General features: G+C 52.1%; 23 protein-coding genes. 11 read left to right on the plus strand and 12 right to left on the minus strand.

Going from position 1 to position 26,165, the window contains the following annotated elements; translation table 11 throughout:
* The first annotated feature begins 242 nt into the window (after positions 1 to 242).
* Both NBE99_RS05220 and sbcD read left to right on the plus strand, forming a co-directional pair.
* Positions 243 to 1,877 carry an alpha-D-glucose phosphate-specific phosphoglucomutase gene (locus NBE99_RS05220; protein ID WP_250683693.1) on the plus strand — a complete coding sequence of 545 codons (1,635 nt, stop codon included), beginning with the start codon at positions 243 to 245 and terminating at the stop codon, positions 1,875 to 1,877.
* Positions 1,878 to 1,883: 6 nt separating this feature from the next.
* Positions 1,884 to 3,173 (plus strand): exonuclease subunit SbcD, encoded by a 1,290-nt coding sequence (sbcD, locus tag NBE99_RS05225; protein WP_250683426.1) that lies wholly within the window; start codon positions 1,884 to 1,886, stop codon positions 3,171 to 3,173.
* Between the two features lie 595 nt (positions 3,174 to 3,768).
* Here sbcD and NBE99_RS05230 read toward each other — a convergent pair.
* The 7 genes from NBE99_RS05230 to NBE99_RS05260 form a co-directional block, all read right to left on the minus strand.
* Positions 3,769 to 4,371, minus strand: coding sequence for a hypothetical protein (locus NBE99_RS05230; RefSeq protein ID WP_250683427.1), 603 nt, complete (start codon positions 4,369 to 4,371; stop codon positions 3,769 to 3,771).
* Positions 4,340 to 5,059, minus strand: coding sequence for a CHAT domain-containing protein (locus tag NBE99_RS05235; protein ID WP_250683428.1), 720 nt, complete (start codon positions 5,057 to 5,059; stop codon positions 4,340 to 4,342). Before NBE99_RS05235 ends, NBE99_RS05230 begins: the two co-directional genes overlap by 32 nt.
* On the minus strand, positions 4,972 to 5,304 hold the full coding sequence (locus NBE99_RS05240) for a hypothetical protein (protein ID WP_250683429.1): 333 nt from the start codon (positions 5,302 to 5,304) through the stop codon (positions 4,972 to 4,974). The genes NBE99_RS05235 and NBE99_RS05240 overlap by 88 nt, the downstream gene beginning before the upstream one ends.
* The gene (locus NBE99_RS05245) at positions 5,304 to 6,170 is read right to left on the minus strand and encodes a transposase (RefSeq protein ID WP_250683430.1); all 867 of its coding nucleotides are present in this window, start codon (positions 6,168 to 6,170) and stop codon (positions 5,304 to 5,306) included. Before NBE99_RS05245 ends, NBE99_RS05240 begins: the two co-directional genes overlap by 1 nt.
* Complete coding sequence (locus NBE99_RS05250) at positions 6,131 to 6,958, minus strand: transposase (RefSeq protein ID WP_250683431.1); 828 nt, start codon at positions 6,956 to 6,958, stop codon at positions 6,131 to 6,133. Before NBE99_RS05250 ends, NBE99_RS05245 begins: the two co-directional genes overlap by 40 nt.
* Complete coding sequence (locus NBE99_RS05255) at positions 6,955 to 8,034, minus strand: DUF1822 family protein (protein ID WP_250683432.1); 1,080 nt, start codon at positions 8,032 to 8,034, stop codon at positions 6,955 to 6,957. Before NBE99_RS05255 ends, NBE99_RS05250 begins: the two co-directional genes overlap by 4 nt.
* Before the next feature lie 67 nt (positions 8,035 to 8,101).
* Entirely contained in the window at positions 8,102 to 9,250 is a 1,149-nt protein-coding gene (locus NBE99_RS05260) for a sigma-70 family RNA polymerase sigma factor (RefSeq protein ID WP_250683433.1), read from the minus strand.
* A 284-nt stretch (positions 9,251 to 9,534) separates the two neighbouring features.
* On the opposite strand from NBE99_RS05260, the gene NBE99_RS05265 reads away from it, so the two are divergent.
* Both NBE99_RS05265 and NBE99_RS05270 read left to right on the plus strand, forming a co-directional pair.
* Positions 9,535 to 10,422, plus strand: a complete 888-nt coding sequence (locus NBE99_RS05265) for an MBL fold metallo-hydrolase (RefSeq protein ID WP_250683434.1) — start codon at positions 9,535 to 9,537, stop codon at positions 10,420 to 10,422.
* Positions 10,423 to 10,427: 5 nt separating this feature from the next.
* Positions 10,428 to 11,132 carry a triacylglycerol lipase gene (locus NBE99_RS05270; protein WP_250683435.1) on the plus strand — a complete coding sequence of 235 codons (705 nt, stop codon included), beginning with the start codon at positions 10,428 to 10,430 and terminating at the stop codon, positions 11,130 to 11,132.
* On the opposite strand, the gene trmB is transcribed toward NBE99_RS05270, so the two are convergent.
* The gene (gene trmB / locus NBE99_RS05275; protein ID WP_250683694.1) at positions 11,129 to 11,770 is read right to left on the minus strand and encodes a tRNA (guanosine(46)-N7)-methyltransferase TrmB; all 642 of its coding nucleotides are present in this window, start codon (positions 11,768 to 11,770) and stop codon (positions 11,129 to 11,131) included. The two genes, NBE99_RS05270 and trmB, sit on opposite strands and share 4 nt — an antisense overlap.
* A 75-nt stretch (positions 11,771 to 11,845) precedes the next feature.
* Here trmB and NBE99_RS05280 point away from each other — a divergent pair, with 75 nt between their 5' ends.
* On the plus strand, positions 11,846 to 12,643 hold the full coding sequence (locus NBE99_RS05280) for a glucose 1-dehydrogenase (RefSeq protein WP_250683436.1): 798 nt from the start codon (positions 11,846 to 11,848) through the stop codon (positions 12,641 to 12,643).
* A gap of 145 nt (positions 12,644 to 12,788) precedes the next feature.
* Here NBE99_RS05280 and NBE99_RS05285 read toward each other — a convergent pair whose 3' ends face one another.
* Positions 12,789 to 14,225 carry an ammonium transporter gene (locus NBE99_RS05285; protein ID WP_399370946.1) on the minus strand — a complete coding sequence of 479 codons (1,437 nt, stop codon included), beginning with the start codon at positions 14,223 to 14,225 and terminating at the stop codon, positions 12,789 to 12,791.
* Positions 14,226 to 14,494: 269 nt separating this feature from the next.
* Between NBE99_RS05285 and NBE99_RS05290 the strand changes: the two genes are divergently transcribed.
* Positions 14,495 to 15,358 (plus strand): Tab2/Atab2 family RNA-binding protein, encoded by an 864-nt coding sequence (locus NBE99_RS05290; protein ID WP_250683438.1) that lies wholly within the window; start codon positions 14,495 to 14,497, stop codon positions 15,356 to 15,358.
* Between the two features lie 13 nt (positions 15,359 to 15,371).
* Here the strand turns inward: NBE99_RS05290 and dapB are convergent, their stop codons facing one another.
* Complete coding sequence (gene dapB, locus NBE99_RS05295; protein WP_250683439.1) at positions 15,372 to 16,187, minus strand: 4-hydroxy-tetrahydrodipicolinate reductase; 816 nt, start codon at positions 16,185 to 16,187, stop codon at positions 15,372 to 15,374.
* Between the two features lie 89 nt (positions 16,188 to 16,276).
* Between dapB and NBE99_RS05300 the strand changes: the two genes are divergently transcribed.
* Together NBE99_RS05300 and NBE99_RS05305 are read left to right on the plus strand one after the other, a co-directional pair.
* The gene (locus NBE99_RS05300) at positions 16,277 to 16,702 is read left to right on the plus strand and encodes a cupin domain-containing protein (protein WP_250683440.1); all 426 of its coding nucleotides are present in this window, start codon (positions 16,277 to 16,279) and stop codon (positions 16,700 to 16,702) included.
* An 84-nt stretch (positions 16,703 to 16,786) separates the two neighbouring features.
* Positions 16,787 to 19,378: a M1 family metallopeptidase gene (locus tag NBE99_RS05305; RefSeq protein WP_250683441.1), complete on the plus strand. Its 2,592-nt coding sequence runs from the start codon at positions 16,787 to 16,789 to the stop codon at positions 19,376 to 19,378.
* Here NBE99_RS05305 and NBE99_RS05310 read toward each other — a convergent pair.
* Positions 19,344 to 20,087 (minus strand): hypothetical protein, encoded by a 744-nt coding sequence (locus tag NBE99_RS05310; protein WP_250683442.1) that lies wholly within the window; start codon positions 20,085 to 20,087, stop codon positions 19,344 to 19,346. The two genes, NBE99_RS05305 and NBE99_RS05310, sit on opposite strands and share 35 nt — an antisense overlap.
* 274 nt (positions 20,088 to 20,361) lie before the next feature.
* Between NBE99_RS05310 and trpS the strand changes: the two genes are divergently transcribed.
* Complete coding sequence (trpS, locus tag NBE99_RS05315) at positions 20,362 to 21,369, plus strand: tryptophan--tRNA ligase (RefSeq protein ID WP_250683443.1); 1,008 nt, start codon at positions 20,362 to 20,364, stop codon at positions 21,367 to 21,369.
* The gene (locus NBE99_RS05320; protein WP_399370950.1) at positions 21,366 to 22,613 is read left to right on the plus strand and encodes a hypothetical protein; all 1,248 of its coding nucleotides are present in this window, start codon (positions 21,366 to 21,368) and stop codon (positions 22,611 to 22,613) included. Before trpS ends, NBE99_RS05320 begins: the two co-directional genes overlap by 4 nt.
* Here NBE99_RS05320 and NBE99_RS05325 read toward each other — a convergent pair.
* Positions 22,610 to 23,227, minus strand: coding sequence for a hypothetical protein (locus NBE99_RS05325; protein ID WP_250683445.1), 618 nt, complete (start codon positions 23,225 to 23,227; stop codon positions 22,610 to 22,612). The two genes, NBE99_RS05320 and NBE99_RS05325, sit on opposite strands and share 4 nt — an antisense overlap.
* Positions 23,228 to 23,664: 437 nt before the next feature.
* On the opposite strand from NBE99_RS05325, the gene NBE99_RS05330 reads away from it, so the two are divergent.
* Entirely contained in the window at positions 23,665 to 25,899 is a 2,235-nt protein-coding gene (locus tag NBE99_RS05330; protein ID WP_250683446.1) for a bifunctional diguanylate cyclase/phosphodiesterase, read from the plus strand.
* The last annotated feature ends 266 nt before the right edge of the window (positions 25,900 to 26,165 follow it).

The following is a 26,165-nucleotide window of genomic DNA, read 5'->3' on the forward strand; positions in this document are numbered from 1 at the left end:
TTGGGGAACTGGGGAGAAATCCCGAACGACTGGGGAGACGATCGCCTCTGCGGTGGAGGGTTAACCTGAAATCATAAGTGATGTCGCGGAACCGGTAACGTCCAACCCCATAGGAGATAACGACTGCATATTACCGCCACTGTGCTGATCTTCTATCTGTTTAGGATAACGCAGCTTGACCGCAATTCCACATGTCACTAACTAAGCTACGCTATAGTGGCAGTACCCTTGCGAGGTTTATGATGGGTATTCAAGTTATTGCCACCACTCCCTTCAAGGATCAAAAACCCGGCACCTCTGGGTTGCGTAAGGCGGTACTTGTTTTCCAGCAGCCCCATTATCTAGAAAACTTTATTCAAGCCATTTTTGACACCATTGAGGCACCGCAGGGGCAAACCCTTGTCCTAGGGGGGGATGGCCGTTACTTCAATGCTGAGGCGATTCAAGTCATTCTCAAGATGGCCGCAGCCAATGGCTTTGCACGGGTCAAGGTGGGGCAAAATGGCATTCTCTCAACGCCGGCAGCCTCCTGTGTGATCCGCAAGTATGGGGCGATCGGTGGCATTATTCTCTCAGCCAGTCATAACCCCGCTGGGCCACAGGGAGATTTTGGCGTTAAGTTCAACATTGCCAATGGCGGGCCTGCGCCTGAAAAAGTTACCAATGCCATCTATGAGCGGAGCCTCGCCCTCACCAGCTACAACATCTACACCGCCCCCGATGTGAATCTGCACACCCTTGGGGAGTTTCCCTTGGGTGAAATGATTGTTGAAGTCATTGACCCCGTCGCTGATTATCAAGCGCTGCTGGAGACTCTTTTTGACTTTGATCGCATTGCCGAGGTGATTCGTACCGGGAAGCTGCGCCTTGTCTTTGATGCCATGCACGCAGTTACGGGACCTTATGCCCATCAGATCATTGAAAAACGCCTAGGAGCACCCCAAGGCACGGTTCAAAATGGTGTGCCGCTACCAGACTTTGGCGGAGGGCATCCGGATCCCAACTTGGTCTATGCCCATGATCTGGTGCAGCAACTCTTTGGCGAGCATCCCCCGGATTTTGGCGCCGCCTCCGATGGCGATGGCGATCGCAACATGATTTTGGGGGCAAACTGTTTTGTCACCCCCAGTGACAGCTTGGCCATTCTGGCCGCCAATGCCCAACTCGTGCCCGGCTACAAAGACGGATTAGCAGGGATTGCCCGTTCGATGCCCACCAGTCAAGCGGCCGATCGCGTTGCGGCCAAGCTGGGTATTGACTGTTATGAAACCCCAACGGGCTGGAAGTTTTTTGGCAACCTCCTCGATGCCGGTAAAGCCACTCTCTGCGGTGAGGAAAGTTTTGGTACTGGCTCCAACCACGTGCGCGAAAAAGATGGCCTCTGGGCTGTGCTCTTTTGGTTGAATATCTTGGCTGTCCGCCAAACCTCTGTGGCTGAGATTGTCAAAGTCCACTGGCAAACCTATGGCCGTAACTACTACTCGCGCCATGACTACGAAGGCATCGAGGGCGATCGCGCCCACACGCTCATGAGCCAACTGGAGCAAAAACTCCCCCGCTTGGTGGGTCAAACCTTTGGGACTTATACCGTCTCCGTTGCCGATAACTTCAGCTACACCGATCCAGTGGATCACAGCGTTAGCCACAATCAAGGGATTCGGCTGATTTTTGAGGATGGCAGTCGCATTGTCTATCGCCTGTCGGGCACAGGAACCCAAGGGGCAACCCTGCGGGTCTATTTGGAGCGGTTTGAACCTAATCCGGCCCAGCAGCACCTCGATGCCCAAGTGGCACTCGCCGATTTAATTCAAGTGGCCAATGAAGTGGCAAATATCCAAGGCTTAACGGGGCGCGATCGCCCCACCGTGATCACCTGATCACCAATGAAAATTCTGCATTTATCTGATATTCACCTTGGCAGTGGCCTCAGCCATGGTCACATTAACCCGGCGACGGGCTTAAATACCCGCCTTGAGGATTTTATTGCTGCCCTAGCCACCTGTATTGACCGCGCCCTTAGGGAACCCGTTGATCTGGTGCTCTTTGGCGGTGATGCCTTTCCCGATGCCACCCCACCCCCCCTCGTCCACGAAGCCTTTGCCCAGCAATTTCGCCGCTTGGCGGATGCCGGCATTCCTACCGTCTTGCTGGTGGGCAACCACGATCAGCATGCCCAAGGACAAGGGGGCGCCAGCCTCAGTCTCTATCGCACCCTTGGGGTGCCCGGTTTTATTGTGGGCGATCGCTTGGCCACCCATCGCATTGACACCCGCCAAGGTACAGCTCAAGTGATTACCCTCCCTTGGTTAACCCGATCCACCCTCCTCACCCGTCCAGAAACCAGTGGCCTCTCCCTTGCGGAGGTGCATCAACTATTGCTAGAGCGGCTACACCTTGCCCTTGAGGGGGAAATTCGCCAACTCGATCCGGAGCTACCCACTGTCCTACTCGCTCACGCCATGGTGGATACAGCGCAGTACGGCTCTGAGCGCTATTTGAGTGCTGGCAAAGGCTTTACCATTCCCCTCAGCCTCTTGGCACGCCCCTGTTTTGACTATGTTGCCCTCGGCCATGTTCATCGTCATCAAGTCCTAGGTCAGGATCCACCCGTTGTCTATCCCGGCAGCATTGAGCGCGTTGATTTTGGTGAAGAAGGGGAAGAAAAGGGCTATGTCTTAGTAAACCTCGCTAAGGGAAAAACGGAATTTCAGTTTTGCCCCCTGCCCACCCGCCCCTTCCGCACCATTCGCATTGATTTAACCGCAGTGGAAACAGACCCTCAAGCTGCACTGTTGGGGGCGATCGCCAGCCGGGAGATCACCGGAGCTGTGGTGCGGGTCATGTATCAACTGCGCCCCGATCAAATTCCCCTGATTAACCTCCATGAACTGCAAAAGGCTCTTGAAAGCGCCCACAGCGTCAGCCTCCTGCCCCAACTCGTCAATAGCCAGCCCATTGCCCGCCTGCCAGAAGTTGCTCTCGAACAGTGCCTTGACCCCCGCCATGCCCTGCAACTGTATCTGGATCATCACCCTGACCTTGAACCCCTGCGGCAGGATCTGCTAGCGGCGCTCCAAACCCTTGATGGTTCTCCTGAAGAAGAGAGTCAGGACATTCTAGAGATCCCGCGATCGCCCGAACCCGTGATTCAGCAACTGAAATTGCTCTCCTAGCCTGAAGTTAAGCTTTGACTCAAGTCCGATAGGCTAGGCTGGAGTTAGGCACTCGTTTGAATTTGTGAGATTCAGCCATGACTCAAACTCCCGTTAGAAAGATTACTTTTGCAGAGTTCCTTGACTATGATGCGGCAGATCATCGCATTGAATTAGATCCTGAATATTAGATCGTTGACCCTGAAGAACAAAAGGTGGTGCTTTGCCTTTTCGTCGGTCAATCTTATCAGCTCACCGAATTGGCAGGACAATCCCTAATTCGATCAACGCTACTCCCGCAATTGGTGTTGACGGCTGAGCAAATCTTTAACTTTTAGCCCCCCTCAGCAATGGCAACTTTTCTCACCGGTTAGGGCGAAAGCCCACAGCGGGGAATCTGAGGGAGAGAGGGCAAGAGGGTGCTCGGCATCTTGGACAAACTTTTTCTTCGAGCTTATTGACATTTTTTCTCATCTGATTTAGGCTAAGTTTTAGTGTTCTCCTCTCTGAGGAATCGGCAGGCGGGGTCAGTCATTGCGACGACCCCATTTTTTCTTTGGTCGCTACGGTTGATCTTTAGAAAGTGCTCGATCCCACGCCCCTTAGGGGAAGCTAACTATTGCCAAAGATTTGCAAATTCTTGGTAGGGAATATGGCGGCTACAGTACCACAGCACGGTATAGGGTGGCATCAGGTAGGGTTCTTCTTGCGCCTTGAAAACTGCAATTTTCTGGCAAACCCACGGGATGACTGTGGTTGAGATGTAGGGGGTTAGGGGCTGTTGCAATTCATCGAGAGCTGCTAAGCCATAGTACAAGCCGAGAATATCTTGGGTGTCTTGAGCCTTCACCACTAGCGATCGCAGGGTTTCCAACACAAGCGGATCTTCAGGGGCAATGTGGTGGAGGGCACGCACAGCGGCCATTAGTGTATCTAGATCGTAGGCCTGCTGCTGAATAATTAACCTAAGGGTCTTCAGGGCTTGATCATGGCCAAGACTGACGATGCCAAGGGCGCAGGCGAGGGCAATCTGATGGGACTGCACTGTTGCCAAACCTAAATAACGTTCTAGCCGGGCAATGACCTCCCACTGACGAACCCCTGCAAGGTGTAAACACCGACTGGCAAGAATCACATCCTCAAGGTAGGAGGAGTGACGAAAAATCTCCAAGGTAGCATTCGTGGCTTCAACTGCCCAGTGTCCCTGCGCAGTGATCAAAACAGCGGCAGCTGTGAGTTTTAGGCGATGGGGCTGTTGGGGATGCTGGAGCAACCGCTGTAAAAATTGCTGCAAGCGTCCCCCGGTGGTACTTTGCCAGACACTCTGGATCATCTTGCAGCGCTTGGGGTCTCAGTTGTGCCAGTTCTAGTTGCCAGCGACACCAGTAGAGGAAGTTGGGGAATTCAGAGACTGTTGAAGAAGGGCGATCGCCCCTAGACACATCAACCGTAACAGGATGTGCTGCTGATCGGCGTAGATGGTGCCAGTGGGGGCAGCGCGCTTGGGGGTGACGACAAATTAGGGGCAGCGCCGATGTTCCTGGCAAATACTCATCACAGCGACTCAGTTCTCGCAATTGCGATCGCCCTTGCGCCACCGCAGCGTAGAGATCGGCACCCGCATGGAAACTCTGCAAAAAGTATTTCAAAAACAACTCAGCAGCAATATTGGGAACCACTTCGCGCATGACAATGGCATGGGGTAATCCCAGCTGAATCAAGAACCGCCCAAGAGGAATACTGTCGCAAGAGTTAAAGATGGCCAGTTGCAACCCCTGATCCACCGCATGTTGAAACGTGCGATAAAGCTGCTGGATCTCTAATTGTTTTTGCTCATCGTTGAGATGAAGGCCATTGCCCTGACTGTGCCCCGCATAGAAAAGAATGTCCCAAGACTCTCGCCACATGCAGGGGACTTCAGGGAGCGATACACCATCGGCGAAAAGACGACATCTACATTGGTGTGTTGGCGAATCGGTAACCAATCGTGCCATGGATAGTGCCATAGTTTAACAAAATCTGTCTGAACAAAAATGCGATGTACCTCGCTCATCGGCGGCAAGATAAAGTTACCTAGGCCAAAAAATGAGTTACTCTCCGCTTGGGGAAAACCGATGCGGGTATTGTTCAGCCAAGTGCCAAGGGTGGTCACTAGGGCAGTGTACTTTTGCGACAGCTCATACAGCAGATGGGGTTGCTGAGTGCCAATATTCGTAATTTGGTTACCGCTAGCCCCCAGACGCGCATTGCGCACATAGCCATGATAGCTGCCTCGCCACTGCTGATATTCCTGAGGGAGGTGGGGCATTGCCGGAAACTCCACAGAATACACCCCATACAGAAGTGTTGAATTCTGCAACAAAACTTAATCAGTTGCAAATATCGCAATTTGTCTAATAGCTTCCTGCCAAAGTATTCAGGTATCTCCATTAGCTCTAAAATTAAGTACCCAATCAAAACCATATAAATCTGATTTATCACCCCATTCAAACTCTTCGTAATCAGCTTGTCTAATGATAAATGCATCTTTAGAAACTTCCATAAGTTCTCAATCCCCCACCGATGCCGATACAGCTCACTCACTTCCTCATCACTTAGATGCATTAGATTCGTCGCAATACGAAACTCTGTTCCATGCTCATCAAAAAATTGAACCACTCGGTATCTCTCATGATTGAGCTTCATTCTCATGTTATTCTTGATACGCACAACAAATAAACACTTCCTCTCACTCAGCCGCTCTAAAAATCTCCAACTCGCAAACCCTCTATCCATGATGGCAACGGCATTCTCAGGGATCATTTCTAAAATCTCGTCTTGAAAGCTTAGGTCATGTCTCTCCCCAAAAGAGACTACTGCCTTACCCAGGATGTTCTCTGTTAAATCAAATCCTGTAATTAACTTCACTTGATGGTATTTGTAGAACCAAAAGAGCTTACTCGTCAGGGTAATGACGGTTGAATCAATAGGAAACAGCATCAGACTTGAACAACGATGTCTCTTGCGAGCTTGAGACATGAGATGAGTGTAAATCCTCTCAAATAAGGTGGTTGTTCGAGTTTTGTTCGCCTTGGATAAATTAAGTACCCAATCAAAACCATATAAATCTGATTTATCACCCCATTCAAACTCTTCGTAATCAGCTTGTCTAATGATAAATGCATCTTTAGAAACTTCCATAAGTTCTCAATCCCCCACCGATGCCGATACAGCTCACTCACTTCCTCATCACTTAGATGCATTAGATTCGTCGCAATACGAAACTCTGTTCCATGCTCATCAAAAAATTGAACCACTCGGTATCTCTCATGATTGAGCTTCATTCTCATGTTATTCTTGATACGCACAACAAATAAACACTTCCTCTCACTCAGCCGCTCTAAAAATCTCCAACTCGCAAACCCTCTATCCATGATGGCAACGGCATTCTCAGGGATCATTTCTAAAATCTCGTCTTGAAAGCTTAGGTCATGTCTCTCCCCAAAAGAGACTACTGCCTTACCCAGGATGTTCTCTGTTAAATCAAATCCTGTAATTAACTTCACTTGATGGTATTTGTAGAACCAAAAGAGCTTACTCGTCAGGGTAATGACGGTTGAATCAATAGGAAACAGCATCAGACTTGAACAACGATGTCTCTTGCGAGCTTGAGACATGAGATGAGTGTAAATCCTCTCAAATAAGGTGGTTGTTCGAGTTTTGTTCGCCTTGGAAAACGTGGACATATCCACTGTAATCCCCGAATGATTCAAGCGATAAAATAAGGCTCTCATGCTGGTTAATCCTTGGTCGAGAATGTAGGTCAACCAGATTTTGAAGAACAATTGAGAGTTGAGGACGGGGTAGTCGCAAGGGCTGAACGCAAGCCGTCATCAGCAGTGGTGGCAATCAGATCTTTGAGGAGGGCAACCGCTTGGCGGCAATCTTCGGTTTCTAAGGCTTGGCGTAATTGCGCTTGAGCTTGCATTGCCTGTAATGTGTCGTTGGAGCGCAATGCCCACTCTGGAGCAGTCCACCCTAGTTTCCAACTGATGTAGGGATTGAGCATCGCCCCCTCCGCAAGCAGCTCCTGCACCTCTTGCCACCCTTGATCCACTAGGTTCCGTATCCCCATGGTCTTGGCGTAAAGCCATAGACTCAACCGCTGCGGATGACAGGCCAAAAAGAGATCAAGGCGATGGCGAGGTGAACCAATGATTTGTAACCATTCCTCTAGGGGCAAGGTTAAACGGGGTAGGAGAATTTCACCACTGACGATTTGCTGAAAGGTGGCTGTGGGAATGGCAGTTGCCGCAGGTGATCGAACAGGGATGTGATGGCATGCCGGCAAGGCAGCAAGGAGGGGCACATCTTCGATCATGTCCTCCCGCTCTAGGCTATAGGTGCGACTGAAGGTGTCCACAGTAGCACGATTCACACTGCTGCTAGGGGCGTAGCCCCAGAGCCTGACTTGAGCCGCTTCAGCCAATACTTGCACGCCGAGAATGTAGTCGGGTTTCCATGCGGGAATGTTCAGCCATTCCAGAGGAATGCGGCACTCATCAAGATCTATTGCGGTATCGGGCACACTTAGGACATTTCCTATGGGTGTCTTCAGCAGGGTGCCGTTGACAAACTCCCAAAAGAGCGGCAGCTCAACAGTCGGCAGGAAGGGGTCGGCACTCATGCCCATCTCCGCAAACCAGTGCCGCACAGCTGCATAGGCCATGGCATTCATCTGAACGCTACCGCGACGATAGGCACGGGCAGCTGCGGTGATCTGCTCAATCCACTGGCGATCGCCACAATCGGCTAAATCAAGGTGAACATGTTCTATGTCTTCTATGGGCGCTATCGAGGGCGCATCTATGGTGGTTAGAAACGAAAGTGATGGGGATATCATGGTTCCTTACCCAATACAACAAGTTCTCAAGTTCATAGCGTTTTCAATGAAGGCAAGATTCAAGCCCCTAGCCGCATAACGAGCGCGTTATGTTACTCACCCGACCACACCGCTGACAAGACACTGCTGGCTCTTTATAGCCCTCCTCTAGCCATAGATTTACGACCGCTGTTACCTCCTTGAGGTGTTGAGTATTCGCGGGTTGATTAAAGGCGAGGAGCACTTCTTTCGCCAAATGACCACGAATCCGCTCCAGTTCGCGAGACACTTGATACTGTTTTTCAAACCCCAGTTGCCGGGCAATTTGTTCTTGACTGACCTGCTCGCAATAGTACAGACAAAACACCTGACGACTGGCGTCATCCAGTGCTTCAACCGCATTTTTCAGCATTTCAAAGACCCGTTTGAGGGTTTCCTGTTCTTCCTGTTTCAGGATTGCTTCCCAAGGGCTATTTGCTTCTCCTTCTAGTTCTAGGGTGTCCCAAAACCTTTGCTCAGCAGTATGCACCACCTGCGAGGCACGCAAGGCGGCGATCGCCTTTCGCAGTAGTGTTTCAACTTGGCTAGGAGCCAACGGGGGCAAATCACGGCAGCACTGGCTGTAGGTTTGGGCGAGTTGACCCAGAAGCCCCTGATCCGGAGGCGCAGGCTCAGCCACCAAGTTCTGCCAGAGGTAAACAAGGCGTTCAATTTGGCGGACGTGATGTTCTGGGTATCCCTGTAATTGCAGCGCTGAGGCAAGACGACGGCGGCCTGCCTGTTTGAGCAACCCCCAATCCGATTGCCGTGTCCCTACCAAGGCATCATAAACACGGTCATAGATACGGCGATAGGCATAGGTGGACAGCCGCGTACCGCGCTGGGGATTAAATCCCCGCAATAACTTGAGGGGATCGCTGGTGAGATAGCAGGCCTGCTGAAAACAGTCAGCGAGCTGATGTTCCCGTGCAACTTTGTCCCGCAGTTTCATCGCTACGGACCAACTCGTCTCTTGGAGGTAGCAAAACAGTGCCTGCCGCCAGTAGGGAGCAGCGGGATTATGGGGTTGATTCTGCAAGTTTTGGAAGAGCTGGATAGCGGTTGTGTGGGGTTCTCCTAACTCGTACCCCGCATTCGTGAGATATTTCTCTAGTCTGCGATCGCACAACCAGCGCCGGCGATCGCCAGTGTCCAATTGGAGAAAAGCAACGAGTTTATAGCACGGTTGGAGTGTCATCAATCTCTCATCCAATCTCAAAGGACAATCGTACGGGGAAGCTTGAGCGCCTGTGTTATTCACTGGCTATCCGCATACATCCTCCTGACACAACCCGCCAATGATTTATCCAATGCCGTTGGGGGAAATATGCACTCGTTCTGCCAATTCTAGAAAAATTTTTTTATGAAACTTGGATGATGGCTTGCAACCACTCTAGCAACTCCTAGCGTCACAGGGGAAGCATGATCTACATCACAGGGAAGTGGTGTGTTCTGTGGCACACTACAATCAAGATTTGCGATATGCCCATGTTTAACCCACTCACCATTCGGTTTTGGGGGGTGCGTGGCAGTATTCCCTGTCCAGGTTCCCACACCGTTCGCTACGGCGGCAACACACCCTGCGTGGAAATTCAAGCCAATGGCCAACGGATTATTTTTGACGGCGGCACTGGCCTACGGGTTCTGGGGCAACATTTGATGAGCCAACAGCCAGTGGCGGCACATCTATTTTTTACCCACACCCACTGGGATCACATTCAGGGCTTTCCTTTCTTTCAACCCGCCTTTGTACCGGGGAATCAGTTCCATATCTACGCCGTGCCAGGGAAAAATGGTCAGGGCATTGAACGGCGGCTGAATGATCAAATGCTCCACCCCAACTTTCCAGTCCCTTTGCAGATTATGGGGGGGGATTTGCGCTTCTATGACTTGGAAGTAGGCGAGCGGGTACACCTCGGCGGCGGTGTGGTAGTGAGTAATGAGGCTCTCAATCATCCGGGTGGGGGGGTGGGCTATCGCGTCAGTTGGCAGGGCATTCATGTGGCTTACATCACAGACACAGAGCATTTGCCTGATCGGTTGCATCCGGGGGCGTTTGCCTTGGCCGATCGCGCTGATGTCATCATTTACGATGCCACCTATACGGATGAGGAGTACTACCACCCGCAGCACAGCAAGGTAGGCTGGGGTCACTCCACGTGGCAAGAGGCAGTCAAGCTCGCCCAAGCCGCCCAAGTGAAGCAGCTGATTTTGTTTCATCATGATCCCAGTCATGACGATGACTGTCTGGATCGCATTGGCGAGTTGGCGCGCTCACAATTTCCGCAGACGCTGTTGGCACGGGAAGGACTCACCATTTCTGTTTATCCAAATGTGATACACTTTCCAGCGACTGCCCAAGCAAGCTAGAAGCCGTGTTACCTGTCGTTATTTTGCCGGGCTATTTGGCCGCGGCTGTCGATTACTATCCTCTGCGGGATCACCTACGGGATTTGGGATTTATCGCAGAAGTGGTGCCCCTAAAGGTACGCTCTTGGTTGCCGACCTTGGGGGGGCGATCGGTGGCGCCAATTTTACAGGCCTTGGATACCACCATTCAGAACGTTTTAAATGAGACAGGGGCATCCTCTGTGCATCTGATTGGCCACTCAGCGGGGGGCTGGATTAGCCGCATTTACCTAGGAGATCACCCCTATGATGGCCAAGTTTGGGCAGGACACCAATGGGTGCACACCCTGATCACCTTGGGCACACCGCATCGGAGTCAGGAGCGTTGGACGCGCCGCAATCTCGACTTTGTTAACACCACCTACCCCGGCGCCTATTACCCCAAAATTCGCTATGTCTGTCTGGCGGGAAAGGCAATCTATGGCACACTTGGTGGATCCTTGGCCAATTGGTTTACCTATCAGAGCTATAAACTCACCTGTGGTGAGGGTGCCTGTTGGGGGGATGGGGTGACACCGGTGGCAGCAGCCCACCTCGAGGGGGCAGAGAATCTGGTCTATGAAGATGTGCTCCACGCGCCTCGTAGCCGCTTGCGCGATCGCCCCGATGCCCCTTGGTACGGATCCCCAGCAATTGTCGCTAATTGGCAGCAGTATTTGAAGGTCAGTTAGAGGGCACACCGCTCAAATTGCCAGCGGTAAACAGGTAATCCTTTATTGAGGACACATTTTTCCCGTTCTGTCGCCACCGGCCAAGGACTCTGCGGTAGCCAAGTGTCGCAAGTTGAGATAAAAGCCGCATGGGCACGAAACTGCTGCACCATCGCCTCGGCCACCTCAAAAACATCGGATTGAAGGACAACGCGCCCCTTTGGCCGCAATAGCTCTGCAAGGGTAGCCACAAGTTCGGGGGTAACAACGCGGCGTTTATGGTGGCGGCGCTTGAACCACGGATCCGGAAATTGAATCGTCACGGTGTGCAGGGGGAGTCCCTCTAAAATTTTGCTCAGGTGCACATTGGCATTGCCCCAGAGGTAGTGCAGGTTGCGGAGCTGCTGGCGATCGCGCCGCTCATTGGCCGTTACCACCAGCGGATAGCGAATTTCTAGACCTAGAAAGTTTTGCTCTGGGTAAAGTGCTGCCATTTCTAGCAAGAACGTCCCCTTGGCACAGCCAATATCCAGATGTAAAGGCTGTGAGGGCTGCTCATAAATCGTTGACCAATCGGGAACCGTAATGTCCTGCTGGAATTTGTGACTGAGAGGGTTAACGTGTTGTCGCACCCGTACTGTCATGGCGCGATCGCTCATCCAATACTCCAAAAGGTACTCCTGCCATAGCGTAGCTTATACTAAGTTCAACCCACTGCATCTGAAGTTCATTGAATGCGTTTGCAAGGTAAAGTTGCTCTCGTCACGGGTGCTGCCCGCGGAATTGGCGAAGCGATCGCTAGAGCTTTCGTTGCTGAAGGGGCTTTTGTCTATGTCTCGGATATTGATCAAGACAATGGCTATGCGGTTGCCCAGTCCCTTGGTCATGCCGCCTCATTTGTGCTCCTCGACGTGCGCAGCGAAATGGCCTGGCAAGAAACAACTGAAGCAATTATCCAGAAGCATGGGAAACTGGACATCCTTGTCAACAATGCTGGGATTACGGGCTTGGAAGAGGGCAATGTCCCACACGATCCGGAGCATGCCTCGCTTAAGGCTTGGCGCGCAGTTCATGAAACCAACCTTGATGGCGTGTTTCTAGGGTGCAAATATGCGATTCGCGCAATGCGTGGCTCTGGTACTGGCTCGATCATTAACATCTCCTCACGCTCAGGTCTTGTTGGCATACCGGCAGCCGCTGCCTATGCGTCAAGTAAAGCTGCCGTTCGTAATCACACTAAAACCGTTGCCTTGTATTGCGCTCAGCAAGGGATGAAAGTGCGTTGTAATTCCATTCACCCAGCAGCAATCCTTACCCCCATGTGGGAACCGATCCTTGGCACTGGCTCAGAACGAGAGTCCAACATGGCCATGTTCGTTCAGGATACGCCCTTAAGACGGTTTGGCATGCCTGAGGAGGTTGCTGCGGTCGCTGTCATGCTCGCTGCTGACGAGTCCAGTTACATCACTGGAGCAGAAATCAATATTGACGGTGGTCTTCTCGCAGGCTCCACGGCACTTCCACCAGAGTAGGTTGTTCTTTACTTTTCCACCTGTTGATCGCCAAGAGCGAAGATACGAAAAAAACTGCCCTCAAAGGCTGAGGACAGCAAAAACCACCTAGGGCAATGGGATCGTCCAGCGGCGTGGTACGACCCCAAACTTGTTGACAGGCGAATTACTCCTTCAGGAAACCGCTGTAGGCTTCCATGCCATGCTCGCCAATGTCCAAACCTTTGAGTTCTTCTTCTTCAGAAACACGAATGCCAAGGGTTTGCTTCAACGCCAGCCAAAAGATACTGCTCAGCAAGACAGTGAAGCCGCCCACCGTCAAAATACCAATGATCTGGGCAATCAACTGAGTCACCCCATGCCCTGTGAGCAGGCCGAGATCTTTATCAAACAGCCCGAGGGCGAAGGTTCCCCAAGTCCCGCAAACGAGGTGCACAGAAATGGCGCCCACTGGATCGTCAATTTTAATGCGATCAAAGAAGAGAACAGAATAGACCACAATCACACCACCAATGGCGCCAATGATAACCGCAAACCAGTAGGAAACTGTGGCACAGGGGGCCGTAATGGACACCAAGCCCGCCAGAATGCCGTTAATGATCATTGAGAGGTCAGGTTTGCCGATCGCAATCCAAGCGGTAATTGTTGCTGCAATTCCACCGGCCGCCGCTGCCAAGTTTGTTGTAACAGCAATGTAGGGTACTGCCTCATCAGCCGCCAGTTGTGAGCCGGGATTAAAGCCAAACCAGCCAATCCAGAGGATGAGACACCCCAGCATGGCAAAGCCCATGTTGTGACCGGGGAGGGCTTGAGGAGTACCGTCAGCCGCATATTTGCCAATTCGTGGACCTAAGAAGGCAGCACCCATTAGAGCCGCCCAACCACCGACCGCGTGGACGACTGTTGAACCCGCAAAATCCTTGAAGGCCACGCCTTCCCCAAGGAAACCAATATTGCTGAGAAGGCCACCGCCCCATACCCAGTGGCCAGTGATGGGATAGGAAATCCCGGTCAGCAGCAAGCTGAAAATCAAAAAGTCAATGAACTTAATCCGCTCTGCCACTGCACCAGAGACGATCGTAGCTGCTGTCCCTGCAAAGGCAGCTTGGAAGAGAAACATTACGGGAATTGCCAATCCTTCCGGGAAAGGCTTCAAGCCATAGGTTTCTGGGTTTTCACTGCTGAGGAAAAAGCCCCCTAGACCGATAAAGGCATTGCCCTCGGCACCAAACATAAAGGAGAAACCGATCGCCCAATAGGCAAGGGTAGCCAAGGCAAAGACAATCAGGTTCTTAGAAAGAATGTTGACAGCGTTTTTCTGGCGGCAGAAACCGGTTTCCAACATCCCGAAGCCGGCATTCATGAAAATCACCAGAATTGCTGCAACTAACACCCAAATGGTGTTGAGCACCCCTTGGACAGCTTCAGGGGTGAGGGGTTGATCCTGTGCTTGGGCAGCAACTCCCCAGACAGCAACAATAATTAGCGCTAAGGGAATACAAGCGACGACTGCTGGGGACTTCCAGCGGAAATTGGGCTGCCAGTCGAGGTTAAGTAACGGGCGCTTTTGCCGTCTAGCACGTTTCAGTTTTAACTTGGACATCGCTTTCATTCTCAATGGTTAAAAGTAAAATTGCACATGGGTTGGGCGGAGGAGACATCGCAGTTGCGGCACCCTAGTACCGGAGCGCAATCTAGATCTTGCTGGGTTGGGGCTAAGCAAAGCATTGACCCACAATTAACTTCTGATTCCACCAGTTCTCACAGGCGAAAATCTGTATCAGGTTATACATTTACCTTGGCGACCAAAACCGCCTATCCTAGGAAGGGCAAATAGTAGCGGGTTTGCTGCTGACGTTCCTCTAGGTGTGAATGGATACAATCTGGGAGTTGGATTTTTATTCCCGTCCCCTCGTGGATGAGAACAACAAAAAAATCTGGGAGTTGCTGATTTGCGATCGCCAGCAACAATTTCAGTTCAGCAAAACTTGTGCTGGAGCTGAAGCCAATGCCCGCTGGTTAGAGGCCGCCCTCAAGGAGGCAATGGATCAGTGGCGGCAACAACTCGGTCTCGCAGCAGGGGTGCAACCAGAGCGGGTGCGTTTTTTTCGCCGCGCTATGACCAGTATTATCACGCGGGGAGGAGAAGCCGCCGGCTTAGTTATGGTGCCGAGTCGGCGCACGTTTGCGCTCTATAATTGGTTGCGCGATCGCGCCACGAACCTCTACCCCACTTTGCCCAACTACCAAGCGGATTTAGCAAAGCCACCCCAATTGATTCCCCCTGCACCCCAACCCCTGCCCTCGGCTCTGCGGGGCGATCGCTGGCAATTTAGCGCCCTGCCGCTGGGGGAGATGAAAACGGCTGCTGAATGGGAACTGCCCTTTGGTGAGGTACCGCCTCTGCCCTTTTTGTCCTTAAGCGACGAGACGCTGCTGCCGGGACTCATCATCTATTCGCAGCGGGCACTGCCCTTGGCGGGTTGGCTATCGGGATTAGAGCCGGCCTATTTGAGTTTTGAGGAGGAACCCCAGCCGTTGCTGGTGTTGGAAACGGGGGCGAGCGATCGCTGGGTGCTCATCAGTGGCCGCAATCCCCAAATTCAGAAAGAACTGGCCGCCTTTAGAGACGCCTGCACCGAAAGCCAAGGCCTACATTTCATTGCCGTGAAGGAAAGACCAGACCAAGAGGCTCTGCAAGGCTTTTGGCTGTTGCAGCAAACACCCGAGGTCTAAAGTTAAAGCGAAGTTAAAGCAGCTTCTCCAAGCCATAGATCAAGCGCTTGAGCTGCCGCACTTTGCGAATCGCTAGCAGTACCCCCGGCATATAGCACTGGCGATCGCTGGTGTCATGGCGGAGGGTGTAAATCTGCCCCGGTGCGCCAAAAATGACCTCCTGATGGGCAATGAGTCCGGGGAGGCGGACACTGTGGATGCGAATCTCCCCCTCCGTACATGCCCCGCGGGCACCCTTGAGATGTTCCGACTCCTGCACTTGCGGTGGGTTAAAGGTTTTGCCCAATTCTGCTAGGCGTTGCGCGGTTTGAATGGCAGTACCACTGGGGGCATCGGCTTTTTGGTTGTGGTGCAATTCAATGATCTCCACGTGGTCAAAGTACTGGCTCGCCCGAATGGCCGCTTCTTGGAGCAGCACCATGCCAATTGAGAAATTCGGCGCAATGACCACCCCCATATCGGCCTTGTCGGCAAACTCGGCGAGATCTTCAATTTGCTCTGGACTCAGGCCTGTGGTTCCCACCACCGGATACACCCCGTAGGCGATCGCCATGCGCACGTTCTCATACACCGCTTGCGGGTGGGTAAAGTCCACCATGACCACCGGCTCTTTTTCCTGGGCAGCGGCCACGCAGACCTCCTGCAAGCTGCCGCTAATGGGAATCTCTAATGTCCCTAGGCCTAAGACTTCACCAATATCTTCCCCCACCTGCTTGCGATCGACGGCGGCATAGAGAGCTGTGTCGGGAGCTTGGTGTACAGCTTTAACGACTTCGCGCCCCATTTTACCGAGAGCACCGACAACAATGACCGGGATGGGTGTACTCATTCAAAACTCCGACATAGGCCATTGGCTAGGATAGCGCGATCGCTTAGCGATACAATAACTCCGTGGTCAAGATTTGTCCTGAAAGTACAATGTTGGTTTTCTCTTTTCCTGAGTTGGTTGAGCGCTGTCAAACTTGGACACCCAAACGACCCGGCTATGCCGTTTGTCCATTGGATCACCACAACCCTGAGCTAGCCTCTAGCCTTTACCGCATTGACCCAGGACAAGCCAACTACCCCCACTATCACCATCGCGGCGATGATATTTTCCTGATTGTGTCGGGTGTCGGTGAACTGATTACCTGCCCGATGACCCCGCCTGCCAATTCTGTGGCTGCAACTGCGTTGACTCGTACCCCCGTGGAAACCGGCTCCTATGTCCATGTGGATGCCCAATGTCTGCATTGGCTGCGAAATTTATCCCCTGATCAGCCGCTGTATTACTTGAACATTGCACCCCTGTCCCACGAGGGCGATCGGGTAGATGTCAACATCGAAGGTTGGGCTGTTGATTAAGGGTCATACTCGTCGCCACAAAGTGGTTGAACTCCTCGATTGATGGCCTCTAGACTAGTAGCAAGTGCTGCCCAACCATAACTTATGACTCTTGATGTCACCTCGGCAAAATCCTTTGTCCTCAGTGGTGCACGTCCCCACTACAGTCCCGATCGCCCCGGACGAGTGGAACATATTTTCCTCGATTTAACACTTGATCTAGAGGCGCAAACCTGTTGGGGACAGTGCCATATTCACTTGCGTCCTCTGCACGCCCAAGTGCGCCAGCTGCGCCTCAATGCCGTGGGGCAACAGATCAAGGGGGTGACGGTGCAGCACCACCCCCAAGCCTTCCACTACGATGGTGAATTCCTCGATATTCCCCTCGCTGAGCACCTAGGGATTAGCCCCGATCAGGTGTTGCTGATTACCATTGATTATCGCCTCGAAAAACCCCAACGCGGGCTGTACTTTATCCCCACCCACCCGCCCCAAGCGTGGACCCAAGGGGAAGATGAGGACTCTCGCTATTGGTTTCCCTGCTTTGACTATCCCGGCCAACTCGCTACTTCTGAGGTACGAGCGCGGGTGCGCCAACCCCTACAGGCCATTTCCAATGGTGAATTGCGCGCCTGCTACAGCGAAGGGGACTGGCAAGTCTTTCATTGGTATCAGCCCCAAGTTCATCCCACCTACCTGATGACCCTAGCGGTGGGGGATTTTGCTGTTTTCGATGATGAGTGGCAGGGCAAGCCCGTCACCTACTATGTCGCCAAAGATCGTGCTGCCGACGCCCGCCGCACCCTAGGCAAAACGCCAAAGATGATTGACTTTTTTAGCCGTATCTATGGCTATCCCTATCCCTACCCGAAGTATGCCCAAGTCTGTGTCGCTGATTTTATCTTTGGCGGCATGGAAAATACCTCGACGACGCTGCTCACCGATCGCTGTCTGTTGGATGAGCGGGCAGCTGCCGAAGACTTTCGCAGCGAAAGTTTAGTGGCGCATGAGTTGGCACACCAGTGGTTTGGCGATTTAGTAGTCATCAAGCACTGGTCTCACGCTTGGATCAAGGAGGGCATGGCCTCCTATGCCGAGGTGCTCTGGTTTGAAGAGGAATATGGCGCTGATTTTGCCGCCTACTATCGCCTTGGCGAATTGCGCAACTACCTCAGTGAGGATAGCGATCGCTACCGCCGCCCCATTGTCACCCACATCTATCGCGAAGCCATTGAACTCTACGATCGCCACCTCTACGAAAAAGGTGCCTGCGTCTATCACATGATCCGCCAAGAACTGGGCGAAGAGCTATTCTGGAAAGCCATTCAAACCTTTGTCCAAACCTACGCCCACCAAACCGTGGAAACAGTGGATCTGCTGCGCGCCATTGAAACCGCCACTGGCCGCAACTTACTTCCCCTCTTTGATCAATACGTTTTTCGCGGTGGGCATCCTGACTTCCAGGTCAGCTATCGCTGGGAGGCTGCCGATCACTTGGCCGTGCTCACCGTCAAGCAACAACAGGTGACCGAGGGCGTCACCCCCCTAGAGCGCAACCTTTTTGATCTGCGCATTCCTGTTGGCATCGGTACGGTGGATGATCAAGGACAGGTATCGCTAAAAACCATCCCGCTGCACATTCATGAGCCAGAGCACACCTTCTATCTCCCCCTGCCACAGCAGCCCAGCTTTGTTAGTTTTGATGCCGGCAACCATACGCTAAAAACGGTAACGCTGGAGTACCCCCTGCCGGAGCTAAAAGCGCAGCTTCAGTACGACCCCGATGTTCTCGGTCGGATTCAAGCCGCCATTGCCCTCGGCAAAAAAGGAAACTTAGAGGTCGTCCAAACCTTGGCGGCGGCGCTGCAACGGGAACCCTTCTGGGGAGTGCGGCGTGAAATTGCCAAAGTGCTCGGCACAATTCAACTGGATCAAAGCTTAGAGGCCCTAAAGCTTGCCCTTGCAGACCACCATCCCCATGTTCGCGCAGCAGCCGTGGAGGCCATTGCTGGATTTAAGTCCACCCCAGCCTACGAACTCCTCAAGCCTATTGCCAAGCACGGCGATCCCAGCTATAGCGTTGAAGCGGCCGCCCTTAAGGGAATTGGTGTCATTGCCGCTGCCAAACCGCAGCCAAAACCCAAGCCCGAAAAAGTACTGAAACGGCTGCGCAAAGCTTTGGAAAGACGACAAGGTTGGAATGAAGTGGTACGCTGTGGGGCGGTCGCTGGTGTGGGGGAACTCAAGGATCTGCCTGAAGCCGTGAATTTAGTTCTCGACTATACGGCGGCGGCTGTCCCGCAACCCCTGCGCTTGGCAGCCATTCGTACCCTTGGCACCATTGGCGATCGCCACCATCCCCAACTAAAACAAATTTTGGAGCGCCTAGAGCAACTGAGCCACGAGACCTTTTTCTTTACCCAGATGGCCGTTGTCCAAGCCCTGAGTCAGATAGATCACCCTCAAGTTCTGGGGATTTTGCAACAGGTGGGCGATCGCACCACCGATGGCCGTATCAAGCGACTCGTTGATGAAGGAATCGCCAAAGTTCAGAAAGCCATTGGCAGCGATGACCGCCTCAAGACCCTCGAAACCACCCTTAGCGACCTGAAAAAAGAAAATCAAACCCTGAAAAGTCGCCTTGAAGAGTTGGAGGCACGTACTAAAGCGACCAATCAGGAATCAGCGCCAAGTTAGCCATATCGATCGTATAGACCCCTGCGGGCACCAAAGCCGTCGGTCGCGCACAGATCACACTGTCTGCCGGACCAAGAATGACCACTAGATTAGAAGTATTGCTGCAAGGCACCTGTACCAGTTCATAGCTACTGAGGAGTTGGCCGCCGGGGCTATTACTGACGACCACAACTTGGGGAGAATTGTTATTGGCAATACTACCCGCAATTGCACCGGCTACCGCCGCAGAAGTTAACCCAATCGCCAAATTGCCCCAGAAGCCCCCACCCCAATAATTGGGTGTTGGATACCATGGACGACTGCCATTCCACCACCAAGTGTTCCACCTTGGCCGCCAGCGCGGATTCACAATGATGTTGTTGTTATTCCAGCGATTATTTTGCCAGCCGCGGTTATTCACGTTATTCCAGTTACGGTTACGGCGGTCAATGTTGGCGTTGTTCCAATTGGGGCGGTTGATGTTGGCATTGCGGATATCGCCACGATGAATATTTTGTTCGCGGTTAGGACGGTTAATGTTACTGAGATTGCCGCGATCAATGTTGCGAATGGTGTTGGGTCGGTTGTTGCGATTAATGTTGTCGCGGTTGATCTGAGTCCGGTTGACGCGATTACTGAAGCTCCGCTCGCCATTAAAGGAGCCGCCACGCCTGCGATTGGCAAAGGCCGGCAGGGGATTCGCAAACGCTGCCAACAAGAGTGTAACCAAGAGTCCCCGCGTAACGGGGTGTTGCAGTGGAGAAAGTGAGGGATGGATATAGTGATTCCGCCGTATTGCCTTGGTTCAGGGTCTTCTGTTCCACTCTAGCTGATTGATCCCAGCGTCACTGCCCTGCTCCCGCCCTCTGTGATATTTCGACACAGGGTCATGTAAATGTTCATAATTGGGGACAGATAGGGGAGGGTTTGCACAGTTTTGAGTATGTTCCATCCACAGGAAAAGGGCTGTAGCATAGATAGGAACAGGATCAGAGGAGGTTTGGGTGACCAAAAAACGGGTGCTTTCGGGAGTACAGCCCACAGGTAGCTTGCATTTGGGAAATTACCTCGGCGCGATTCGCAACTGGGTGGCCGGTCAAGCAGAGTATGAAAACTACTTTTGCGTCGTGGATTTACACGCGATTACGGTGCCCCACGATCCAGCAGAACTGGCTGCCAATACCTATACGGTTGCTGCGCTCTACTTGGCCTGTGGTATTGACCCGGCCCACGCCACCATTTTTGTGCAATCCCACGTCAGCGCCCATGCCGAACTCACTTGGTTGCTCAACTGCATTACCCCCCTCAACTGGCTGGAGGACATGATTCAATTCAAGGAAAAAGCCGTCAAGCAGGGGGAAAACGTAGCGGCAGGACTACTGGACTATCCTGTTCTCATGGCAGCGGATATTTTGCTCTACGATGCAGATCTTGTCCCTGTCGGGGAAGATCAAAAACAGCATTTGGAACTGACCCGCGATATTGCTGCCCGTGTAAACTACCTCTTTGCTCGCAATCAGCCGCCGATTTTGAAGCTGCCGGAACCCTTAATTGCCAAGGCAGGGGCACGGGTGATGAGTCTTACCGACGGCACGAAGAAAATGTCGAAGTCGGATCCATCGGAACTGAGTCGTATTAATCTTTTGGACTCCCCCGATGAGATTCGCAAAAAAATCAAGCGTTGCAAGACCGATGCCATCCGCGGCCTGACCTTTGATGACCCCAACCGTCCTGAAGCCAACAACTTACTCAGCCTCTATCAAGTGCTAACGGGAAAAACCAAAGAGGCGGTGGCAGCAGAATGTGCCGATATGGGTTGGGGACAGTTTAAGCCCCTACTGACAGATGCGGTGATTGCCACCTTAGAACCGATTCAACAGCGCTACAACGAGATCATGGCGGATCCAAGCTATCTCAAGGATTTGCTGAAAAAAGGGAAAGAGCAGGCAACGAGTGTGGCCAATGCAACATTAGAGCGGGTGAAACTCGCCTTTGGGTTTACCCTCCCATGAATGTGACAAGACGGCTGGGACATTTCTGGCGGGCATTTTGGCGGCGATCGCGCCTTGTCAATAAGGAACCCCTGAATCGGGTGAGTCTAATTGTCATTATTTTGGTGGACATTTTTATCCTCATTAATGTTTTTAGTGGCCTCAGCGAAATTAGCAATTGGCCCTTAAGTCCCAGTCAAGCTCAGCCCTGCTATGCCCCTTGGTACGCCTATCGCCAAGATAAAGGGAGCGATCGCGCGATGCGGTTTCTAGAGCAACAGATGACTTTGGAGCAATCGCCCCAGAGTTACGTAGAACGCTTAGAGGAGAGTGCTAAAGGAAAGCTGGGAACCATCTCATCCCTTTGCTTCACCTATGCAGAGTACCAAGATGCCGTCAATCGCCCCACCAATCAGCAGCGACTCCAGCAACGGCAGCAGAAACAGGCGCAAATTCAAACGCTAGAGGCCACCAATGCCCGCATTCGCCAAGAGTATGACTCGACGCTGTTGGAGCAGCTGGCGGGGCAACCCCCGGATCAATCCATCAACTTGGTGGAAGCCGCTAAGGCGAAAGCTACCCTTGAGGCCAACGATCGCCAGATTGCCGCTCTGAAAAATGAAATTGCTACCCTTGAACAAGCGATTCTCCAAGAACCCGATAGCCAAGCCTTCCTCAACTTTCTAGAGGACACCACGAAATTTGCCCAGCTTGAAGGCGAATATCGGCACTCTCAATTTTGGTATCCCAGCCTGCAATTTATCCTACAAGCCCTCTTTTTACTCCCCCTAATTGGGATTGCCCTGTGGGTGTATCGTTTTGCCGATCGCCGGCGCTATGGCCTCCTCGCCCTCATGAGTTGGCACCTATTGGTGATCTTCTTCATTCCCTTGGTGCTGAAGATCTTTGAGCTGTTGCAGGTGGGGGCACTCTTTAAGTGGCTCTCCAATTGGATTCTTGCCCTCTTTGGTGGCTTGCTCTTTTTAGTGAGTTATGTTTATATCCTGCTGATCCCAGCCGTCGGGTTTGGCATTATCAAGGTCGGCCAAGCCCTTTTCCTCAATCCGCAGCGACAGGCGGCAGGGCGCATTCAAAAACAACGCTGTGTTCAGTGTGCCAAGCGGCTGCGGGAGTTGGATCAGTACTGTCCTCACTGCGGTTATTTACAGTGGCTGCCCTGTCCCAATTGTCAGCAGCCCACCTATCGCCACCTACCCTATTGTCGCCACTGTGGTGCCCTAGTCCACTCCAACTCCAAAGCTTAGTCCTTGCTGGGGCGGTTGAGCCAGTCCGCACACTCCCGCTGTAATCCCTGTAACGTCATATTCGGTACCCGCTCAGCGGCAAAGGCTTCAGCTTCAATAGGAATGTCATTGGGGTCATAGCCACTCTTGCGGTAGAGATCGGCCACTAGACTGGGACTGACGCGAATGCCCACGGGTACCAAGGAATCTAGATCTTGTTTGGCGGCAAAGCAGGCTTGAACAACATGCCAGCCCTCATGGCGCAGGGTTTCGATAAAAATCGGCCAATGGGCAAGGGCGCGGGGGCGCAAGATCAAGCGATCGCGACTAAAACTGTAGGAACCGTAGTTATCATCTTGGCGTTGACGGATATAGAGGGTCGTGCCCGTGCCCAAAATGGTGCGAATCAACTGATAGGCTTCTACCTCAGCACTGTTTTGCAGCCGAAAACGCGCAGGATCGCGGCGGGGATAATAGACCAAGTCAAACAGTAGCTGAATATCCTCATCGGAGCCATCAATGGGGATCAAATCCCGCTGGGCTAGACTTGGGGAGGGGGAAACAAAAAGGGCGATCGCGACCGTCAATGGAGATAGAGAAACTAGCAGCCAGCCTCGAAGTTGTTGGGTGAACACAAGGATACCCCCCTTCCTTTGGGGAATGCTGATTCTAAGCTAGCAACTTTCATCAAGGCCGAGACGTGTTCTAAATCACGATCCCGTAGCGATCCCCGTCAGGGGTTTCAACCTGTTTCATAGCGATGAATTGCCGCTAGAAAACCTCAAAATCGCTCTAGGGGATCATCCAATGACGCAGCACTCCCAATATCTTAGAAAAGGGCTGTATCATGGATTTAGAAAGAAGGAGTAGATAATATTCATTTATAAATTTTTGTAGAATTCTTACTTTTAATGTGTCTAACAATGCTTTGCCAATGATCGAAAAACTCCTTGTATTATCCACTGTTGATGACTCCCCTCAGCAATCGCTGGCCATTGTTGAAGCAGGGGCGGAGGATTCTTTGAAAAAAAATTCTCAAAAAAAGTGTGCATTGCCCTCCATAAATTTATTAGTGATTGAAAACATCACCCAATCAGGTGAAATTTTATATCCCTACCTTGCAGAGATTGATCACGTTTACTATCAAGTTCACACCTGTCGTTATTCTCACTTAACCCCCGGTGTGGTTGCTCAGGCTAAACCGCATCTCTTGGTTTTGATGGCTCAAGGGGATGGCCTGCTCAACACTGTCCAGACTCTCCAACAGCGTTATCCCCAGTTGCCCCTAGTCGTGATTGACACGAGCGATCGCCCTGAACTAGGGACGCAAGTGCTCCACAGTGGTGCTCAGGACTATCTGACTTTGGGTGAACTCAGTCCCAATTTGCTGGCGCGCAGTTTTCGCCATGCCATCGATCGCCATCAGGTGGAACAACAACTTTTGCGCCAAGCCCAGTACGATCGCCTGCTGGTGCAGATCACGCAGCACATTCACCAATCCCTTGATCTGGCCACAATTCTCGAAAATGCCGTCAAGGATGTGCGAGAACTCTTGGGGTGCGATCGCGTGCTCATTTATCGCTTCCTCGATGACTGGCGCGGCATTATGGACGTTGAAGCCGTGGTGCCGCCTTGGTTGTCAGTTCTTGGTGATGTCGTGGGGGATTCCTGCTTTACGGAACGCTATGTCGAGGCCTACAAGCGCGGTCGCATCCATGTGGTCAACAATTTAGACACCGCCTCTCTCGTTCCCTGCTATCGGGATTTGCTGGCGCATTATCAGGTCAAGGCCAATCTAGTGGTACCGATTGTTGTCGAAGGGCGACTCTGGGGGTTGCTCATTTGCCACCAATGTAGCCATCCCCGCGACTGGCAAGATAGTGAAATTGAACTGATCAAGCAAATTTCTACCCAGTTGGCGATCGCCATCCTCCAGGCAGAACTCTATCAAAAGGCGCAAGCGGAAATTCAAGAGCGCAAAGAAATGGAAGCTCAACTCCTTTACCAAGCTCGCCATGACCGCCTCACCCATTTACCCAATCGCTGGCTGTTTGAGGAGAAGTTGCGCCTCACCCTCAATTATGCAGCCGAGCATCCCAACTACCACTACGCCGTTCTCTGTTTGGATTTAGATCGCTTCAAGACCCTCAATGATAGTCTCGGGCACTCCACGGGTGATTTGTTCCTGCAAGCCTTTGCCCAGCGGCTGAGTCGGTGTGTGAGTCCCCAGGATGTAGTGGCTCGCCTTGGTGGCGATGAATTTGCGGTCTTGCTCAGCGATATTCAGGGGATAGAACACGCCCAAGCCATTGCCCAAAGGCTGCGCGATCGCCTCAACCATCCCTTTGAAATTGATCACTACACCCTCTACAGCACGGTGAGTATCGGTCTTGTGATGGGTGTTCCCCATTACACCAGTAGCGAGGAACTGCTGCGGGATGCCGACATGGCCATGTACCACGCTAAAACCAAGGGGCACAATCGCATTGATGTTTTTCACCCCCTGATGCTGCAACAGGTGCGCGATCGCCTGCATTTAGAAGTGGAACTGCGACAAGCAATTGAACGGGGCGACTTTGCCCTCCACTATCAGCCCATCGTCAAGCTCCGTAGCCAATCTCTCAAAGGTTTTGAGGCACTCCTCCGCTGGCAAAAAGGGGACACCCTCATTTCCCCTGGAGTCTTTATCCCGATTGCTGAGGAAACGGGTCTGATTTTTGAACTCTCCCGCTGGGTTTTGCACCATGCCTGCGAACAGTTACAGCGGTGGCAACAGCGCTATGCCAAGCTCCAGTCGGCGGCGTTTACAATGAGCATCAATCTTTCAGCCAATCAATTTTCTTTGCCCACCCTTGTGGCTGAGATTCAACAAACCCTTGAGCATTACCATTTAGCAGGGCACTTTCTAAAGATAGAAATTACTGAAAGTACGTTGATGCAGCACTTGGATTCTGCCCGCGAAATTCTCGCCGAACTCAAACCCATGGGCGTGCGCATTGACATTGATGACTTCGGCACGGGCTACTCCTCCCTGAGCTATTTGCGCAATCTTCCCCTCGATGGCATTAAAATTGACCGTTCCTTCATTTCCCAGATGGATCGCAGCCAAGAAGACCTAGAGGTAGTACATGCCATTTTGGTTCTGGCTCGCAACCTCCACCTCGACTGCATTGCCGAGGGCATTGAAAACACCACTCAACTGCAACTGTTGCGATCCCTCCGCTGTAACTATGGTCAAGGGTATCTTTTTGCCCCCCCATTGCCTCCTGAAAAAGCTGAGGTTTATCTACAGGAGCATATCCCCTAAAACCTTAGTTGCAAAAAATTAAGGAATCAACGCAGACGCTGACCATCAATCAATTAATGAACGTACGGAGAAGTTACTGAATTAGGCTACTTTCCTTGGGCGTTCCCCCAATCAAGGACAATCTTTCTAGTCAGGTAAGGTTTGAATAAAATTAGCTGGACTTATTTATTGAATAAAAAAAATTATCTGCGTTTATAGTATAGAGCCATATCTTTTCTGGCTACTTGAGTGATAGAGTTCTCTTAATCCAAGTTTCGGTCTTTCAT

Source organism: Thermosynechococcus sp. HN-54, from assembly GCF_023650955.1.
In the GTDB taxonomy this organism is placed as follows: domain Bacteria; phylum Cyanobacteriota; class Cyanobacteriia; order Thermosynechococcales; family Thermosynechococcaceae; genus Thermosynechococcus.

Bases quoted from the DNA above. Each gene is read 5' to 3' on its own strand.
- NBE99_RS05220 (WP_250683693.1), top strand. From the start codon at position 243: ATGGGTATTCAAGTTATTGCCACCACTCCCTTCAAGGATCAAAAACCC.
- sbcD (WP_250683426.1), top strand. From the start codon at position 1,884: ATGAAAATTCTGCATTTATCTGATATTCACCTTGGCAGTGGCCTCAGC.
- NBE99_RS05235 (WP_250683428.1), bottom strand. From the start codon at position 5,059: ATGTGGCGAGAGTCTTGGGACATTCTTTTCTATGCGGGGCACAGTCAG.
- NBE99_RS05245 (WP_250683430.1), bottom strand. From the start codon at position 6,170: ATGTCTCAAGCTCGCAAGAGACATCGTTGTTCAAGTCTGATGCTGTTT.
- NBE99_RS05255 (WP_250683432.1), bottom strand. From the start codon at position 8,034: ATGATATCCCCATCACTTTCGTTTCTAACCACCATAGATGCGCCCTCG.
- NBE99_RS05260 (WP_250683433.1), bottom strand. From the start codon at position 9,250: ATGACACTCCAACCGTGCTATAAACTCGTTGCTTTTCTCCAATTGGAC.
- NBE99_RS05265 (WP_250683434.1), top strand. From the start codon at position 9,535: ATGCCCATGTTTAACCCACTCACCATTCGGTTTTGGGGGGTGCGTGGC.
- trmB (WP_250683694.1), bottom strand. From the start codon at position 11,770: ATGAGCGATCGCGCCATGACAGTACGGGTGCGACAACACGTTAACCCT.
- NBE99_RS05280 (WP_250683436.1), top strand. From the start codon at position 11,846: ATGCGTTTGCAAGGTAAAGTTGCTCTCGTCACGGGTGCTGCCCGCGGA.
- NBE99_RS05285 (WP_399370946.1), bottom strand. From the start codon at position 14,225: ATGTCCAAGTTAAAACTGAAACGTGCTAGACGGCAAAAGCGCCCGTTA.
- NBE99_RS05290 (WP_250683438.1), top strand. From the start codon at position 14,495: ATGGATACAATCTGGGAGTTGGATTTTTATTCCCGTCCCCTCGTGGAT.
- dapB (WP_250683439.1), bottom strand. From the start codon at position 16,187: ATGAGTACACCCATCCCGGTCATTGTTGTCGGTGCTCTCGGTAAAATG.
- NBE99_RS05300 (WP_250683440.1), top strand. From the start codon at position 16,277: ATGTTGGTTTTCTCTTTTCCTGAGTTGGTTGAGCGCTGTCAAACTTGG.
- NBE99_RS05305 (WP_250683441.1), top strand. From the start codon at position 16,787: ATGACTCTTGATGTCACCTCGGCAAAATCCTTTGTCCTCAGTGGTGCA.
- NBE99_RS05320 (WP_399370950.1), top strand. From the start codon at position 21,366: ATGAATGTGACAAGACGGCTGGGACATTTCTGGCGGGCATTTTGGCGG.